Source organism: Pseudomonas parafulva, from assembly GCF_002021815.1.
In the GTDB taxonomy this organism is placed as follows: Bacteria; Pseudomonadota; Gammaproteobacteria; order Pseudomonadales; family Pseudomonadaceae; genus Aquipseudomonas; species Aquipseudomonas parafulva_B.
This window is the reverse complement of the sequence record NZ_CP019952.1, coordinates 3,726,472-3,743,894: the sequence shown is the minus strand read 5'-3', so window position 1 is coordinate 3,743,894 and position 17,423 is coordinate 3,726,472. Positions and strand designations below refer to the sequence as shown.

Below are 17,423 nucleotides of genomic sequence, written 5' to 3'. Positions count from 1 at the left end.
ATGCGCGAATGGACTTCTCGCTAACAACACAGGCGACCACATCATGATCTCATCTGCCGACTATCCCGTTGTCGATACTCAAAGCCGCTCAGGTGTTTCCTGGGCAGCGATCTTCGCTGGCGCAGCCGGTGCTGCTGCCATCTCTCTCCTTCTGGTAGTGCTCGGTGCAGGGCTCGGCTTTGCCGCGACCTCGCCGTGGGCAGATGAAGGGGCCAGTGCCAAAGCCCTGGGTATTTCCACCATTGTCTGGTTGCTGCTGACCCAGATCATCGCTTCGGGCATGGGCGGCTACATTGCCGGCCGTCTGCGCGTGAAATGGGCCAATCTGCACGGTGACGAAGTGTATTTCCGCGACACTGCACACGGCTTCCTGTCGTGGGCCGTGGCTACCTTGGTGACGGCCATGCTGGTACTGGGTACCGCCGGCAACATCGTCGGTGCAGGTGCCAGTGCAGCGACTCAAGCGGCCGGCATGACCGCCGCTGCCGGTGGTGCTGCCGCCTCCAATGCCTCGGACGAGTCCCTGGACTACTTCGTCGACGGCCTGTTCCGTGGCGAGGGCCCAGCGCCTGTCAGCGATGATGCGGCCAATGGTGTTGCCGCTCGCATCTTGGCCAAAGGTCTCGCCGGGGACGGCGCCCTGGCACCTGAAGACCGTGCCTACCTGGCGCAGCTGGTTGCCCAGCGCACCCGCCTGTCCCAGCCGGAAGCTGAAGCGCGCGTCGACCAAGTCATGGCTCAAGTTCAACAACTGAAGACCGATGCCAAGCAGGCTGCAGACACCGCCGCCAAAGTGGCTGCCTGGACTGCCCTGTGGACCTTCGTGGCCCTTCTGTGCGGCGCCTTCTTCGCCAGCCTCGCCGCGCTGTACGGTGGTCGTCGTCGCGACCAGGTCCAGTGGCTTGAAGGCGACTACGTCGCTCACCGCACTATTCAACGCTAAGTAAGGAGAACGAACATGCGCTCGATATTGCTATGGCTGCTGGGTGTACCGATTCCAATCATCATTCTGATTGCACTGTTCATGCACTGACGAAAAGGGCCGCTTAGCGGCCCTTTTCGTTTATGTCTTACTTGTCGATCTGTCGTCTTGCACCGGTTCTGAAAGCCAGTGAATTGGCAGCGGTCTTGCCGGCCCGCCGGACCGGCCGATCCATACCTTCCTTAGAGAAACTGCTCCGCATAGTGACAAGCCACCTGCCGGGTCTCCACCTGCCTGAACGCCGGTACTTCATTGGCGCAGCGATCGGTCGCGTAGGGGCAGCGTTTGTGAAAAGCGCAGCCATCCGGCGGGTTGAGCGGGTTGGGCAGCTCGCCGGCAATGCGGATACGCGGTTTGGACGGATCTGGATGAATAGCGGGTGTGGCAGACAGCAGGGCCTGGGTATACGGATGCAGCGGCTTTTCGTAGATATCGGCTTTGGGCCCCATCTCCGCCGGTCTGCCCAGGTACATGACCAGTACATCGTCGGCCACGTGCCGTACTACCGCCAGGTTGTGAGAGATGAACACGTAACCGGTACCGTACTGCTGTTGCATGTCCATGAACAAATTCAGCACTTGGGCCTGGATCGACACATCCAGCGCAGACGTCGGTTCGTCGGCCACCAACACCTTGGGCTGCAACATCATGGCCCGTGCCAGCGCGATACGCTGGCGTTGTCCACCCGAGAACATGTGCGGATAGCGCTGGTAATGCTCCGGGCGCAGCCCCACCTGCTCCATCATCTTCTGCACCCTGTCACGCCGCTGCGCCTTGCTCAGCGTGGTGTTGATCAGCAACGGCTCGGCCAGTTGGTCGCCGATCTTCTGCCGCGGGTTGAGCGAGGCGTAAGGGCTTTGGAAGACCATTTGTACGTCCCGGCGCAGTTGCTTGCGCTCGACCTTGCTGGCACCGGTTACCTCGGTACCTGCGATCTGCAGCGAGCCTGAGGTGGGCTGCTCGATCAGGGTCAGGGCGCGGGCCAGGGTCGACTTGCCGCAACCAGACTCACCGACCACCGCCAACGTCTTGCCCGCCTCCAGTTCGAACGAAACGCCATTGAGCGCGCGTACCAGCGCATGGCCCTTGAACAACCCGCGGGAGACTTCGTAATGCCGGGTCAGGTCCCGGGCCGATAGAACGACGGCCATCACGCCACCTCCTGGTTCAGTGGGTAGAAACAGCGGGCCAGGCTCTGGGCTTTGGGGTCCAGGGCCGGGCGCTGGTGTCGACAGTTGTCCTGCACATATGGGCAGCGTGGCGACAGCAGGCAACCCGTGGGGCGGTCATAGCGGCCCGGAACGATGCCGGGCAGGGTGGCCAATCGCTCGGCACCCAGGCTGTGCTCGGGAATCGCCGCCAGCAGGGCTTCGGTATAGGGGTGGGCAGGGATGTCGAACAGCTCTGGCACCTGGCCCACCTCCACAGCCTGGCCTGCATACATCACGCACACCCGGCGCGCGGTCTCGGCCACGACCGCCAGGTCATGGGTGATCAGGATCAGGGCCATGTTGCGCTCCTGCTGCAGGTTGACCAGCAGCTCCATGATCTGCGCCTGGATGGTCACGTCCAGCGCCGTGGTCGGCTCGTCGGCGATCAGCAGCTTGGGCTCGCCGGCAATGGCCATGGCGATGGCCACCCGTTGGCTCATGCCGCCGGACAGTTGATGCGGATAGGCGTCCAGGCGACTCTCGGCGGCCGGGATCTCGACCTTCTGCAGCAGTTCCAGGGCCCGTTGCCGCGCCGCCTTGCCCTTGAGGCCCAAGTGTTGGCGCAGCACTTCTTCGATCTGATAGCCCACGGTGTAGCTGGGGTTCAGGGCCGTCATCGGGTCCTGAAAGACCATGGCGATATCCTTGCCCACCACCTTGCGCCGTTGCCGGCCGCTGAGGGTGAGCATGTCGGTACCGTCGAAGGTCATGGCATCGGCGGTGATCCGACCCTGGGCCTCGATCAGGCCCATCAGGGCCATCATGGTCACCGATTTGCCCGAGCCGGACTCGCCGACGATGGCCAGGATTTCGCCGGATTGAACCTGCAAGTCCAGCCCGTCCACCACCGGCACGGCGTCCGCGTCGCCAAAACGCACGTTGAGGTTGTTGATCTGCAACAAAGACATGGCTGTGCTCCTCAGGCGGCGTTCTTGAGTTTGGGGTCGAGCGCATCGCGCAGGCCATCACCCATCAGGTTGATCGCCAGTACGCTGAGCAGGATGGTCAGGCCCGGCAGGCTCACCACCCACCAGGCGCGCTCGATGTAATCCCTGGCCGAGGCCAGCATGGTGCCCCACTCCGGCGTCGGGGGTTGCACGCCAAGGCCCAGGAAGCCCAGGGCGGCGGCATCGAGAATGGCCGAGGAAAAGCTCAAGGTGGCCTGCACGATCAGCGGCGCCATGCAGTTGGGCAGCACGGTCACGAACATCAGGCGCCACAGCCCAGCACCTGCCAGCCGGGCGGCGGTGACGTAGTCGCGGTTAAGCTCGCCCATCACGGCGGCGCGGGTCAGGCGCACGTACGAGGGCAGCGAGACGATGGCAATGGCGATCACGGTGTTGATCAGGCCAGGGCCGAGGATGGCGACGATGGCGACGGCCAGTAGCAGCGAGGGCAGGGCCAGCATCACGTCCATCAGGCGCATGATCGAAGGGCCGACGAAGTGCGGGAAGAAGCCTGCCAGCAACCCGAGCAGAATGCCGGGGATCAGCGATATCACCACCGATGACAAGCCGATCAGCAAGGACAGGCGCGCCCCCTGGATCAAGCGCGAGAGCAGGTCGCGGCCAAGCTCATCGGTGCCCAGGATGAACTGCCAGGTGCCGCCCTCCAGCCACACCGGGGGAGTCAGTAGAAAATCGCGGTACTGCTCGCTGGGGGCGTGGGGTGCGACCCAGGGCGCAAACAGCGCGCAGAACACCACCACGCACATGAACGCCAGGCCCATCACCGCGCCCTTGTTGCGCGCGAATGCCTGCCAGAATTCCTTGTAGGGCGAGGGATAGAGAAGGCTCTGGTCCACCGGGCTGACCGGGGACAGGTTTTTTGCAGTCGGGTTGGTCATGACGGGGCCTCAGCGCTGATGACGGATGCGTGGGTTGGCCAAGCCGTAGAGAATGTCCACGACGAAGTTGACCAGGATCACCAGGCAGGCAATCAACAGAATGCCGTTCTGGACCACGGGGTAGTCACGGGCACCGATGGCTTCGATCAGCCATTTGCCGATGCCCGGCCAGGAGAAGATGGTTTCGGTCAACACTGCACCGGCCAGCAAGGTGCCGACCTGCAGGCCGAACACGGTCAAGACGGGAATCAGGGCGTTGCGCAAGCCGTGCATGAACACGACCCGGGCCGGGGAAAGCCCTTTGGCGCGCGCCGTGCGGATGTAGTCCTCGCGCAGCACTTCGAGCATGGAGGAGCGCGTCATGCGTGCGATCACGGCCAGCGGGATGGTACCAAGGACGATGGCCGGCAGAATCAGGTGCATCACCGCATCCTTGAACGAGCCTTCTTCATCGCTGAGCAGGGTGTCGATGAGCATGAAGCCGGTCTTGGGTTCGATGTCATAGAGCAGGTCGATGCGCCCGGATACCGGAGTCCAGCCCAGGCTCACCGAGAAGAACATGATCAGGATCAGGCCCCACCAGAAGATCGGCATCGAGTAGCCGGCCAGCGAAATCCCCATCACCCCATGGTCGAACAGCGAGCCGCGCTTGAGCGCGGCGATCACCCCGGCCAGCAAGCCGACCACGCCGGCGAACAGCAAGGCGGCCATGGCCAGTTCCAGGGTGGCCGGGAACAAGGTCGTGAACTCGCTCCATACGCTCTCGCGCGTGCGCAGCGACTCGCCCAGGTCGCCCTGGGCCAGCTTGCCGATGTAGTCCAGGTACTGGGCTGGCAACGGTTTGTTCAGGCCTAGCCGTTCCATGGCCTCGGCATGCATTTGCGGGTCGACCCTGCGTTCGCCCATCATCACTTCCACCGGGTCACCGGGGATCAGGCGTATCAGCGCGAAGGTCAGCAAGGTGATGCCGAAAAAGGTCGGGATCAACAGGCCGAGGCGCCGGGCAATAAAACTCAACATGGTCGCAGTTACCTCATCAGGCCGCATGGCAGGTACCTGCCACGGCAGAGCCGCCATTGCCCACAGGGCAACGGCGGTCGTTGTTGTTCTACTTCACTCGGGTGGTAGCGAAGTTGTTGCTGGTCAGGGGGCTGATCACGTAGCCCTCCACGTTGTCACGCATGGCCGTGAACACCTTGGGGTGGGCCATGCTGATCCAGGGCTGGTCCTCATCGTACACCGTCAATGCCTCGCTATAGAGCCTGGCACGCTCGTCGTTGTCGCTCACCTCGCGGGCGCGGGTGATCAGTGCCTGGAATTTCGAGTTGCACCAGCGTGCATAGTTCTCGCCATTGCTGGCCGCCTCGCAGCTAAGCAAGGGGGTGAGGAAGTTGTCCGGGTCGCCGTTGTCGCCGGCCCAGCCACTGGACACCAGGTCCGCCTCGCCTTTCTTGGCACGGCGCAGCATTTCGGCCCATTCCATGACACGGATATCCAGCTTAAGGCCGATCTGCGCCAGGTCGGACTGAAGCATCTCGGCGGACAGTCGCGGATTTGGGTTGGTCGGGCCGCCGCCATTGCGGGTGAACAGGGTGATGACCGTGCCCTGGGGTACACCGGCTTGTTTAAGCAGCGCACGCGCCTGGTCCAGATCGCGTGGCGGGTTCTGGTTGGCGGTGTTGTAGCCGATCATCGAAGGGGGATACGGGTTGATGCCGACCAGCGCATTGCCTTTGCCGAACAGCTGGTCGACGTGGGTCTGGCGGTCGAATGCCATGTTGATCGCCTTGCGCACGCGTACATCACTCAGGTACGGATGCTGGGTGTTCATGGCAATGTAGCCGGTCACCAGCGCTTCGGTCTGCGCGACCTTCAGGCGCGGATCCGCCATGATCGACGGCACATCGTCCGGTTTGGGATACAGCGCAACCTGGCACTCGTTGGCGCGCAACTTCTGCAGGCGCACGTTACTGTCGGTGGCGATGGCGAAAACCAGGGCATCGGCGGGCGGCTTGCCACGGAAGTAGTCCGGGTTGGGCTTGAAGCGCACCTGGGCATCTTTGTTGTAGCGCTGGAAAATGAACGGCCCGGTGCCGATTGGCTTGCTGTTGAGCTCTGCCGTTTTGCCGGCTGCCAACAACTGATCGCCGTACTCGGCGGAATAGATGGATGTGAAGCCCATGGCCATGTCGCGCAGGAAAGGCGCCTCGGGCCGGGTCAGGGTGATCACCACGGTGTAGTCGTCGGTCTTGTCCACCGACTTGAGCAACGATTTGAAGGCCATGCTCTCGAAGTAGGGGTAGCCGATGCTGGTCTTGTCGTGCCAGGGGTGGTTCGGGTCAAGCTGGCGGCGCAAGCTCCAAAGCACATCGTCGGCGTTCAGATCGCGGCTGGGCTTGAAATAGTCGGTGGTGTGGAACTTGACCCCACGGCGAAGGTGGAAGGTATAGGTCAGGCCGTCGGCAGAAATGTCCCAGCGCTCGGCCAGGGCTGGTTGTACATCCGTGGTGCCGGGCTTGAAGTCCACCAGGCGGTTGAAGAGGGTTTCAGCTGCAGCGTCGAACGTCACCGCCGTGGTGTATTGCACCACGTCGAACCCTTCGGGGCTGGCCTCGGTGCACACCACCAGCGGCTTGGCGGCCAGCTGAGACGTACTGCCCAGGATCAGCGTTGCCAGCAACAGGCGCAATGCCGATGTCTTCTTGGTCACAGCTTGCATGGATCAATTCTCCCTGCGTTGTGCTCCAGCCTGACGCCCGACCCGCTGGCAAGCGGGCCGGGCGGCCGGTCAGAGGATGTTGAACGGAATGGTGGTCACGAGCCTGAATTCGTTCAGGCTGCCATCGCCCTGTGCCTTGCTTGCGCGGTGCGTGGTGTAGGTAGCGCGGATGCTGGTGTCCTTGAGCGGTCCGCTCTGTACCGCGTAGCTGGTGCCGATGCCCCACTCGTAATGGGTCTCGCCATCGAGGCCTTGGACGTCGTAGGCGCTGCCTCGGTAATGGGTGCCGTCGATGCCCCAGCCACGCGCGTTGTACAGGTTGAATTTCAGCCCTGGCACGCCGTAGTAGGCCATGTTGAGCACATAGGATAGCTGCAGCGATTTCTCGTTCGGGCCGTTGAAGTCCGACAGCAGCGAGTTGGCCAGGTAGATGCCGTTGGTTTCGTGGAGGTAGTCGAAATACTCGTTGCCATTGACCTGCTGCCAGGCGGCGGTAAGGGTGTGGGCCTGATGGGTCAGGCCCAGCGACAGGCTGTAGGTGTCGTTGTCGATGTCGCCCATCTTGCGGCTGCCGGCGTCCACCGTCTTGTAGTAGTTAAGACCCGTGGACAGGCTGAGCACGGCGCTGTCGCCGAACAGGTGATTGGCGCCGAAATAGTACTGGTTCCAGAAATCTTCGACCTTGGTGGCGTACAGGCTGGTGGTCAGGCTCTTGAGGGGCTGGTAGTTGATACCGACCGTGCTGGCGCGGTCGGTTTCCACCCCGGCCGCCCCGTATTCGCTGCGGAACTTGCTCAGGCTCTGCTCGGTACGTGGCGATACCCGGTCGAAGGTACCCAGGTCGAACGTCAGGTTGTCGAATTCAGCGCTGTGCAGGAACGCGCCCTGGAAACTGGAGGGCAGGGCGCGGTTGCCGATGAAAGCGATCATCGGGGTATCGACGGCCTGACGACCGAGGGTCAGGGTGGTATTGGATATACGCGCCTTGACGTTACCCAACCCCAGTTTGCTCCACTGGCCGATGGCATCGCCGTCGCTGTGGGTCAGGGTACGGTTGTTGGGCCCTGCAATCGCTTCGCGATCCTGCTGCAGGGCGATGGCATTGTAGCCGGCTGCCTCCACGGCAAAGCCCACCGTGCCCTGGGTAAAGCCCGAGGTGTAATTGAGGATGGTGCCCTGCACCCAGTTTTCACGCGTGTGGGTGGGGTGACGGGTACCGTCGCTCTTGTAGTAGCGCCATAGCGGTGCGCGCGTGGCGCGTTCGCGGGCGTACCAGTTGCGCGTCGTCCCGCTCAAGCTCTGGCCATCGACGAAACCCTTGGCCTGCGCCTGGGCGCTTTGGGCTGCGACGGTGAGCGGCAGGTAGGCTTGGCTCTGTGGGTCGGCGTGGGCGGTGGAGGTTGCCACGCCTATGGCTAACGCCAGCGCGCTCGAATTGAACAGTCTCACGATAGAAGCTCCTTTTCATTTCTAGTTATTGCCGGCCTTGTGGGCCGGGTGGGTGTTGCCGTGTTGCCTGGAGCGCCCCGGGATCACCGAGGTTGAAGCGGACGATGGTCATGCATGGCGCGCGGGTCTCCCCACCTGCGCGCCACGCCTGTCCGGCGGTGCTAATCGACGCTGACGCCGGAAAAATCGTTGCGTCCGAACGGGCTGACCTTGAACCCGGACACTTGGGTGCTCAGGGGCTGATTGACAGTTGAGTGGGCCACTGGCGTGATCGGCACCTGCTGCTTGAGCCGCTGCTGGGCTTGCTGATAGAGCGCGGTGCGCTGGGCCTGGTCGGTGACCTGCTTGGCTTGCTTGACCAGGCTGTCGTACTGCGGGTCGCACCATTGCGAGTAGTTGTTGCTGCCAATGGCATCGCAGCTGTACAGCGTGCCCAGCCAGTTGTCGGGGTCGCCGTTGTCACCTGTCCAACCGATCAGCGCCACATCGTGCTCACCGCTCTTGAGGCGCTTGATGTATTCGCCCCATTCGTAGCTGACGATGCGCACTTTAAAGCCCAGCTTGCTCCAATCGGCTTGGAGCATTTCGGCCATCAGCTTGGCGTTAGGGTTGTAGGGGCGTTGCACCGGCATGGCCCACAGGGTGATTTCGGTGCCAGGCTTGACCCCGGCCTGCTCGAGCAGCTGGCGGGCTTTGTCCGGGTCACGGGGTGCATCGGTGATGCTGTTGTCGTAGGACCACTGTGTGGGCGGCATCGCATTAACCGCCCGTTGCCCGGCTTGCTGGTACACCGCCTGCAGGATGGCTTGCTTGTTGACCGCCATGTCCATGGCCTGGCGTACCTCAAGCCGGTCGAATGGCGGGTGCTGGGTGTTGTAGGCGATATAGCCCAGGTTGAACCCTGCTTGCTGCAAGACCTGCACTTTGGGGTCCTGCTTGAGCCCTGGCAGGTCGGCCGGCCGCGGATGCAGGGTGACCTGGCACTCGTTGCGGCGCAGTTTCTGGATGCGCACCGACGGGTCGACATTGATCGAGAACACCAGGTTGTCGAGCTTCACCTGCTCGGGCGCCCAGTAGGCACGGTTGGCCTTGTAGCGGATCTGCGAGTCCTTCTGGTAACGCTGGAACACGAACGGGCCGGTGCCTATCGGTTGCTGGTTGATGTCGCTGGGCCGCCCGGTCTTGAGCAGTTGCTCGGCGTATTCGGCGGACAGGATCGATGCAAAGCTCATGGCCAGGTTCTGGATGAACGCGGCATCTACCGTGTGCAGCGTGAACACCACGGTGTATGGGTCGGTCTTTTCGACGCCTGCGATGTTCTTGTCCAGGCCCATGCTGACGAAGTAGGGGAACTCGGTGGGGTAGGCCGTGCGAAACGGGTGCTGCCTGTCGAGCATGCGGTTGAAGGTGAACAGCACGTCGTCTGCGTTGAAGGGCCGGCTGGGGATGAAGGCCTTGTTGCTGTGAAAGCTCACGCCTTCGCGCAGGTGAAAGGTGTAGCGCAGGCCGTTCTCGCTGACTTCCCAGCGGGTGGCCAGGGCAGGATGTACCGCCGTGCCGCCGCGTTCGAACTCCACCAGGCGGTTGTAGATCGGCTGGGCGGCGTCATTGTCGGTGGCGGTGGTGTATTGGGCCGTATCGAAACCGGCCGGGCTGCCTTCGGAGCAGAACACCAGGTTGTTGGCCATCACCGCTGGCGTCTGGCCGACGAGGGCCAGGGCGAGCAGTGTAGAAAGTCGGGTCAGGTGGCGCATGCTAAGTCCTTTTGGGTGCGGGGCCGGCTCCGGGCACGAATCGCGGCAACAGTTCGCCTGTCCCGCACGCTTGGCAGCGGGACGACGGGGTATGGATTGGGTGGGTCAGGCGCCCGTCAGGCGGGCGCAGCCCTCAGGCTATTTGTCCACGCTGACGCCGTAGAACGCGTTCAGGGCAAATGGACTGATCTTGAAGTCCTTCACCTTGGCGCTCATGGGCTGGTAGACGGTGGAGTGGGCAATCGGGGTAATCGGCACCTGTTCCTTGAGGATGTGCTGGGCTTTCTGATAAAGCTCGGTGCGCTTGGCCTGGTCGGAGGTGGCCTTGGCCTGCTTGATCAAGTCATCGTAGGGCTTGTAGCACCACTTGGAGAAGTTGTTGCCGTCGATGGCGTCGCAGCCGTACAACGTACCCAGCCAGTTGTCAGGGTCGCCATTGTCCCCGCTCCAGCCAATGAGCATGGCGCCCTGTTCGCCCGCCTTGGAGCGCTTGATGTACTCGCCCCATTCATAGCTGACGATCTTGGCCTTGATACCGACCTTGGCCCAGTCTGCCTGGAGCATCTCGGCCATCAGCTTGGCGTTGGGGTTGTACGGGCGCTGGACCGGCATGGCCCAAAGAGTGATTTCGGTGCCGTCCTTGATGCCGGCTTCCTTGAGCAATTGGCGGGCCTTGTCGGGGTCGTAGGGAGCGTCCTTGATGCTGCTGTCATACGACCACTGGGTCGGCGGCATGGCATTGACCGCCAGCTGGCCTGCCCCCTGGTACACCGACTCGATGATTTTCTGCTTGTCCACGGCCATGTCCAGCGCCTGGCGCACCTTGAGCTGGGCCATGGGGTTGGGCTGGTTGCTGCCCTTGACCTGGTCCATCACGTTGTAGGCGATGTAGCCCAGGTTGAAGCCCGCCTGCTGGGGCATCTGCAGTTTGGGGTCCTGCTTGAGCGGGGCGATATCGGCCGGGCGCGGGAACAGCGTGACCTGGCACTCGTTCTTCTTGAGTTTCTGCATGCGCACCGAAGCATCGGTGGTGATGGCGAAGATCAGGTTGTCGATCTTCACGTCCTCGGGTTTCCAGTAGTCCTTGTTACCCTTGAAGCGAATCTGCGCGTCTTTCTGGTACTTGCTGAACACGAACGGGCCGGTGCCGATCGGCTTCTGGTTGATGTCGGCGGCCTTGCCATTCTTGAGCAACTGGTCGGCGTACTCGGCGGACTGGATGGACGCAAAGCTCATGGCCAGGTTCTGGATGAAAGCGGCGTCGACGTCGTTGAGAGTGAACTTGACCGTATGGTCGTCCAGTTTCTCGACGCCGGCGATGTTCTTGTCCATGCCCATGTCGGTGAAGTATGGGAACTCGGTGGGGTAGGCCTTGCGGAACGGATGGTCCTTGTCGAGCATGCGGTTGAACGTGAATAGCACGTCGTCTGCATTGAACGGGCGGGTGGGCTTGAAGTAATCGGTGGTGTGGAACTTCACGCCTTCGCGCAGGTGGAAGGTGTAGGTCTTGCCATCCTCCGCCACCTCCCAGCGCGTTGCCAGCCCAGGAATGACCGCGGTGCCGCCTCGCTCGAACTGAGTCAACCGGTTGAAAACCGTTTCGGCAGAGGCGTCGAAATCGGTGCCGGTGGTGTATTGCCCCGGGTCGAAACCGGCCGGGCTGCCTTCTGAACAGAACACCAGGTTGGAAGCGGCGAAGGCCGACGGGGCGCCGGTGAGCAAACCTGCGCCTAGCAGGAACGGAATGACTGCATGTTTGAGCATGTTGGCCTCATTGTTGTCATTGTTCAGAAGAGGCGGCCTCGTGAGCCGACCTGCGGATACTTATGCAGGGGTGGGCCCAATGCAATATGCACAAGGTTAGTCGGGACTTGAAATGTGGCACGACAGTACATGAATGTCGCATTGGTGTAACTTTTGACGGAGTTAAACGTTTGCGAGGGCAGAATGGTGGCTTTTTGCAGAATATTGCTGATTAAAGGAAGATGTCGGGAAAGGCTTAAGAGGGTGTAGGAAATCTCTTAAAATGCGGGCTACCCGTTAGGGGAAGAAGAAAGCCCTGGCGGGCCAGTGAAGGCGCCAGGGCATCTGCTGCTGGTCAGGGGCTGGCCTTGGACCTAACCCCTGCCACCTTGCGGTCAGGGCATCTGAACTTCGATCAAGCCATCGGCGTTCATGCTCACTTCGCTGGTGCCCGCCTCGATGTCCGGCGCGGGCGCAGCCTCGTCTGCTGCCATGGCTTTCATTGCCATCGGCGCACTGCGCAGGTAAGGACGTGGGTAGCCGCTGCTGTTCAAGTTGAGGCTGACCACCTTGTAACCGCTGCCGCCCAGGGCTTCGGTGGCCAACTGGGCGCGCGCCTTGAACGCGTCGACGGCCTCCTTGAGCAGTGCGTCTTCGCTGGACTTGCGGGTAGCCGGTGCGATGGAGAAGTCCATGCCGCCCATTTTCAGGTCTTGCAGCAGCTCGGCGGTGAGCTGTGAAAGCGCCGGGAAGTCCGCGCTTTCGAGCCGCAGCTCGGCACGCTCGCGCCAGCCGGTGATTTTCTGGCCCTTGGTGTCGTACACCGGGTAGCTGTTGCGGCTGCCCTGGCTGATCTTGACGTCCTTGACCTGGCGCGACTGCTGCACGGCCTTGTTCATGGTCTCGGTGATCTGCTTGGCAAGCTTGCTCGGGTCGGTGTTCTGCGCTTCGCTGTAGAGGGTCACGACCATCAGGTCGCGTGCCACTTCCTTGCTCACTTCGGCGCGCAGCGACACCTGGTTGAAGCGCGGTTCATCGGCGGCCAGCGCTGGCAGGCTGGCCAGCAGACCGCAGGACAAGAGAAGGGCAGCGCCGCGACGTTGGATTAGCATAAGGTGCTCCTTGGCAGATGAAAGCGTGGGGTGTGGCCATCCATTCCACGCATGGCCCATCAGACCGGGAACAGTGTAGTGGGTTCAGCGCTGGCCCCATGAAGCTGTGACAAAGTGTGGCGGTTTGCCGCATCACTGCAGCAGCATGTCCCGCTTCGGTATACTCCAGCCGATTTTCTGGAGCACTCATCAGGAGAGCTCATGCTCGCCGCCGTACAACCGCTGTCCGCTACACGCCAGAACCTCTGGCGACTGACCGTCATTCGCGTTCTTGTGTTGGCCGCCCAGGCCGGCTCGGTGGGCGTGGCCTACTGGACCGAGCTGTTGCCACTGCCCTGGCTGTCGCTGGCCGGCACCCTGGCCTTGTCCTCGCTGCTGTGCGCCTTCACGGCGCTGCGCCTGCGCTTGTCGCTGCCGGTCACCGAACTCGAATATGCCCTGCAACTGGCGTGCGACCTGTTGATACACAGCGCCCTGCTGTACTACTCCGGCGGCTCGACCAACCCCTTCGTGTCCTATTACCTGGTGCCGCTGGCGATCGCGGCGGTTACGCTGCCCTGGCTGTATTCGCTGATTCTGTCGGGCATCGCGCTGACGGCCTACAGCCTGCTGCTGGTGCAGTTCTACCCGCTCGAAGGCCTGCCACTGGCACGGGACAAGATGCAGGTCTACGGCATGTGGCTGAGCATTGCGCTGGCCGCCGCGGTGATCACGTTCTTTGCCGCGCGCATGGCCGAGGAACTTCGGCGCCAGGAGCACCTGCGCTCGGAGCGCCGCGAAGAAAGCCTGCGCGATGAGCAGTTGCTGGCCGTGGCCACCCAGGCTGCGGGCGCAGCCCACGAGCTGGGTACGCCGCTGGCGACGATGAGCGTGTTGCTTAACGAGATGCGCCAGGATCACACTGATCCGCTGCTGCAGGAAGACCTGCAGATCCTTCAGGACCAGGTCAAGCTGTGCAAGGAAACCCTGCAACAGCTGGTTCGCGCAGCCGAGGCCAATCGCCGGCTGGCCATCGTCGAGCAGGACGTCACCGTCTGGCTCGACGAGGCCCTCAACCGCTGGCACCTGATGCGCCCGGAAGCCAGTTACCGCTTCCAGCGCCTGCGTGATGGTCTTGTCCCCCGGCTGACGCCGCCGCCTGATCTGACCCAGGCGCTGCTCAACCTGTTGAACAACGCCGCCGATGCCTGTCCCGATGACCTGGAGGTGCGCCTGGATTGGGATCACCAGGACATCGTCATCAGCATCCGCGACCATGGCCCTGGCGTACCGCCAGCCATCGCCGAAGCCATTGGCAAACCTTTCATTACCACCAAGGGCAAGGGCTTCGGCCTGGGCCTGTTCCTGAGCAAGGCCAGCGTCACCCGTGCGGGTGGCTCAGTGAAACTCTATAGTCATGAACAAGGTGGCACCCTGACCGAATTGCGCCTGCCACACGGCACGCGAGGAGAAGCATGATGAGTGAAGAAAACCAGGTCGAAACCGAAGAGCTGCCGCACCTGCTGCTGGTGGACGACGATGCTACCTTTACCCGGGTGATGGCCCGGGCCATGAGCCGCAGGGGCTTTCGGGTGAGCACCGCCAGCTCGGCCGAAGAAGGTTTGATCTTGGCCCAGCAAGACCTGCCGGACTACGCCACGCTCGACCTGAAAATGGACGGGGATTCGGGCCTGGTGCTGCTGCCCAAGCTGCTGGAGCTGGACCCGGAAATGCGGGTCGTCATCCTGACCGGGTACTCGAGCATCGCCACGGCAGTGGAAGCGGTCAAGCGCGGCGCCTGCAACTACCTGTGCAAACCGGCTGACGCTGACGACGTGCTGGCGGCCTTGCTGTCCGAGCACACCGACCTGGACACGCTGGTGCCGGAAAACCCCATGTCCGTGGACCGTCTGCAGTGGGAACACATCCAGCGCGTGCTGAACGAGCACGAGGGCAACATCTCGGCGACCGCGCGCGCGCTGGGCATGCACCGCCGGACATTGCAGCGCAAATTGCAGAAGCGGCCAGTGCGGCGCTGAATGCTGCTGCAGGCGCGATCTTGGCGGACGCCGGACCGGCCGCGATGAGCCCAGATGTAATGGGGCTGCGAGTTTGAAATCCTGCGGCCGCTGTGCGGCCCATCGCGTCCGGTTCAGTACTCCAGCAGGGCCGCTTGCAAGGCCATCACGGCACAATGCCCGCAAATCCTGGCCGTTGGCGTATCATTAGCCCCCTAACGGCAACCCCCCTTCCAGGATTGTGCGCCCATGCTTGCCCTTCTCATCCAGACGCTGAACATCACGGCGCCCGTTTTCGCCATGTTGTTTTTGGGCGTGTTGCTTCGCCGTATCCACCTGATCGACGACAACTTCAACAAGGTCGCCTCGCAACTGGTGTTCAACGTCTGCATGCCGGCCTTGCTGTTTCTGGGCATCTATCATGCCGACCTGGCGGCTGCGGTCCGGCCTGGGATCATGCTCTATTTCACGGTGGCCACCCTGGCCGGATTTGCCATCGCCTGGGGCATGGCCGTCTGGCGCAGCCCGTGGGCCGACCGAGGCATCTACACCCAGGGGGCCTTTCGCGGCAACAACGGCGTGATTGGCCTGGCACTGGCCGCAAGCTTGTACGGCGACTATGGCATCTCATTGGGTGCAGTGTTGGCCGGGTTGGTGATCCTGTTGTACAACTCGTTGTCTGCCATCGTGCTGGCGGTCTACAGCCCCGATCTGAAGTCCGACCCGTGGAGCATCCTCAAAAGTATCCTGAAAAACCCGCTGATCCTCAGCGTGCTGGTCGCCATTCCCATGGCCTACGGCCAAGTCCCGTTGCCAAATTGGCTGCTTACCTCCGGTGATTACCTGGCGCAGATGACGCTGCCCCTGGCCCTGATCTGCATTGGCGGCACCCTGTCGCTGACGGCTCTGCGCGACAGCGGCCGGCTGGCCGTGGACGCCAGCCTGGTAAAAATGGCCTGGCTGCCGCTGATCGGTACCCTTGGCGCCTGGCTTTGTGGTTTTCGCGGGGCCGAACTGGGCATCCTGTTCCTCTACATCGGCAGCCCTACCGCAGCGGCCAGCTACGTGATGGCGCGTGCGGCCAACGGCAACCATGAACTGGCCGCTTCGATCATCGTGATCACCACGCTAATGGCCGCGATCACCACCAACATTGGTATTTTCATCTTGCAGTGGGGCGGATGGATCTAGATCCTTGACTGCAAACAACAGCAACAGCATTGCCTCACTGAGCGAAAGGACACTTCATGCAAGACCAGAGCACGCCCGAGCGGTTACAGCGCGGGCTGAAGAATCGTCACATCCAGCTGATCGCGCTCGGCGGCGCCATCGGCACAGGGTTGTTCCTGGGCATCGCCCAGACCATTCAGCTGGCCGGCCCCTCGGTCTTGCTGGGCTATGCCATTGCTGGCCTGATGGCTTTCCTGATCATGCGCCAGCTTGGGGAAATGGTCGTGGAAGAGCCGGTCGCCGGTAGCTTCAGCTATTTTGCCCACCAGTACTGGAGCGAGTTCGCAGGCTTCGTGTCTGGCTGGAACTACTGGGTAGTCTACGTGTTGGTCGGCATGGCCGAGCTGACGGCGGTGGGTATCTACGTCCAGTACTGGTGGCCTGAGTTTCCAACCTGGGCCACGGCCGCGATCTTTTTCGTGGTGATCAACCTGATCAACCTCACCCAGGTGAAGGTTTATGGTGAGATGGAGTTCTGGTTCGCCTTGGTAAAAATCGTGGCCATCGTCAGCATGATAGGTTTCGGCGCCTGGTTGCTCAGCACCGGCAGCGGCGGCCCGGATGCCAGTGTGGCCAACCTGTGGCAATACGGCGGGTTCTTCCCCAATGGCGTGACCGGCCTGGTCATGGCCCTGGCCGTGATCATGTTTTCGTTCGGTGGCCTGGAACTGGTAGGCATCACGGCCGCCGAGGCCGACAATCCGCGCCAGAGCATACCCAAGGCCACCAACCAGGTGGTCTACCGGATCCTGATCTTCTACATCGGCGCGCTTGCGGTGCTGCTTTCGCTGTACCCTTGGCAGAAAGTGGTACAAGGCGGTAGCCCGTTCGTGATGATTTTCCATGAACTGGACAGCGACCTGGTCGCGACCGTCCTCAACATCGTGGTCCTGACAGCGGCGCTGTCGGTTTACAACAGCTGCGTGTACGCCAACAGCCGCATGCTGTTCGGCCTGGCCAGCCAAGGCGATGCCCCACGTCGGTTGCTCAAGGTCAGCCGCAGCGGTGTACCCCTGGCAGCTTTAGGCATTTCTGCCCTGGCCACGGGCCTGTGCGTGGTGATCAATTACCTGATGCCCGGCCAAGCCTTTGGCCTGCTGATGGCACTGGCGGTGTCGGCATTGGTGATCAACTGGGCCAGCATCAGCATCACCCACCTCAAGTTCCGCAAGGCCAAGCGCGCGGCAGGAGTACAGCCCTTCTACAAGAGCTTGGGTCATCCGTTCACCAACTACCTGTGCCTGGCCTTCATCGTGCTGATTTTGGTGGTGATGTACCTGACGCCACCTATTCGCATCTCTGTGATGTTGATCCCGGGCTGGATCCTGCTGCTGTGGGTAGCCTTCAAGTTGAAGAAGGCTCGTCAGGCCAGCCGCTGAC

The 17,423-nt window shown here is 62.3% G+C and carries 14 protein-coding genes; 5 read left to right on the top strand and 9 right to left on the bottom strand.

Translation table 11 applies throughout. The features are described from left to right. Positions 1-43 precede the first annotated feature (43 nt). Complete coding sequence (locus B2J77_RS16820) at positions 44-943, top strand: hypothetical protein (RefSeq protein ID WP_078479070.1); 900 nt, start codon at positions 44-46, stop codon at positions 941-943. A 221-nt stretch (positions 944-1,164) separates the two neighbouring features. Here B2J77_RS16820 and B2J77_RS16815 read toward each other — a convergent pair whose 3' ends face one another. The 9 genes from B2J77_RS16815 to B2J77_RS16775 form a co-directional block, all read right to left on the bottom strand. Then, on the bottom strand, positions 1,165-2,133 hold the full coding sequence (locus B2J77_RS16815) for a peptide ABC transporter ATP-binding protein (RefSeq protein WP_058604386.1): 969 nt from the start codon (positions 2,131-2,133) through the stop codon (positions 1,165-1,167). Further along, a complete protein-coding gene (locus B2J77_RS16810) occupies positions 2,133-3,101 on the bottom strand; it encodes an ABC transporter ATP-binding protein (RefSeq protein ID WP_078479069.1) in 969 nt (322 codons plus the stop codon). Before B2J77_RS16810 ends, B2J77_RS16815 begins: the two co-directional genes overlap by 1 nt. An 11-nt stretch (positions 3,102-3,112) precedes the next feature. Continuing rightward, a complete protein-coding gene (locus B2J77_RS16805) occupies positions 3,113-4,039 on the bottom strand; it encodes an ABC transporter permease subunit (RefSeq protein ID WP_078479068.1) in 927 nt (308 codons plus the stop codon). Between the two features lie 9 nt (positions 4,040-4,048). Continuing rightward, entirely contained in the window at positions 4,049-5,059 is a 1,011-nt protein-coding gene (locus tag B2J77_RS16800) for an ABC transporter permease subunit (RefSeq protein WP_058637549.1), read from the bottom strand. An 88-nt stretch (positions 5,060-5,147) separates the two neighbouring features. Beyond that, complete coding sequence (locus tag B2J77_RS16795; protein WP_058637481.1) at positions 5,148-6,758, bottom strand: ABC transporter substrate-binding protein; 1,611 nt, start codon at positions 6,756-6,758, stop codon at positions 5,148-5,150. A gap of 69 nt (positions 6,759-6,827) precedes the next feature. After that, on the bottom strand, positions 6,828-8,207 hold the full coding sequence (locus B2J77_RS16790) for an OprD family porin (RefSeq protein ID WP_078479067.1): 1,380 nt from the start codon (positions 8,205-8,207) through the stop codon (positions 6,828-6,830). 161 nt (positions 8,208-8,368) lie between these two features. Next, complete coding sequence (locus tag B2J77_RS16785; protein WP_078479066.1) at positions 8,369-9,961, bottom strand: ABC transporter substrate-binding protein; 1,593 nt, start codon at positions 9,959-9,961, stop codon at positions 8,369-8,371. A gap of 138 nt (positions 9,962-10,099) precedes the next feature. Further along, on the bottom strand, positions 10,100-11,725 hold the full coding sequence (locus B2J77_RS16780; RefSeq protein ID WP_058637484.1) for an ABC transporter substrate-binding protein: 1,626 nt from the start codon (positions 11,723-11,725) through the stop codon (positions 10,100-10,102). Positions 11,726-12,099: 374 nt separating this feature from the next. Then, positions 12,100-12,816: an SIMPL domain-containing protein gene (locus B2J77_RS16775; protein ID WP_058604393.1), complete on the bottom strand. Its 717-nt coding sequence runs from the start codon at positions 12,814-12,816 to the stop codon at positions 12,100-12,102. Positions 12,817-13,017: 201 nt separating this feature from the next. On the opposite strand from B2J77_RS16775, the gene B2J77_RS16770 reads away from it, so the two are divergent. The 4 genes from B2J77_RS16770 (at position 13,018) to B2J77_RS16755 (ending at position 17,422) form a co-directional block, all read left to right on the top strand. Then, a complete protein-coding gene (locus B2J77_RS16770; RefSeq protein ID WP_078479065.1) occupies positions 13,018-14,274 on the top strand; it encodes an ATP-binding protein in 1,257 nt (418 codons plus the stop codon). Continuing rightward, the gene (locus B2J77_RS16765; RefSeq protein ID WP_058637486.1) at positions 14,274-14,834 is read left to right on the top strand and encodes a response regulator transcription factor; all 561 of its coding nucleotides are present in this window, start codon (positions 14,274-14,276) and stop codon (positions 14,832-14,834) included. The genes B2J77_RS16770 and B2J77_RS16765 overlap by 1 nt, the downstream gene beginning before the upstream one ends. Before the next feature lie 228 nt (positions 14,835-15,062). After that, complete coding sequence (locus B2J77_RS16760; protein WP_078479064.1) at positions 15,063-16,004, top strand: AEC family transporter; 942 nt, start codon at positions 15,063-15,065, stop codon at positions 16,002-16,004. Positions 16,005-16,060: 56 nt separating this feature from the next. Further along, positions 16,061-17,422, top strand: a complete 1,362-nt coding sequence (locus B2J77_RS16755) for an amino acid permease (RefSeq protein ID WP_078479063.1) — start codon at positions 16,061-16,063, stop codon at positions 17,420-17,422. Position 17,423 lies beyond the last annotated feature (1 nt).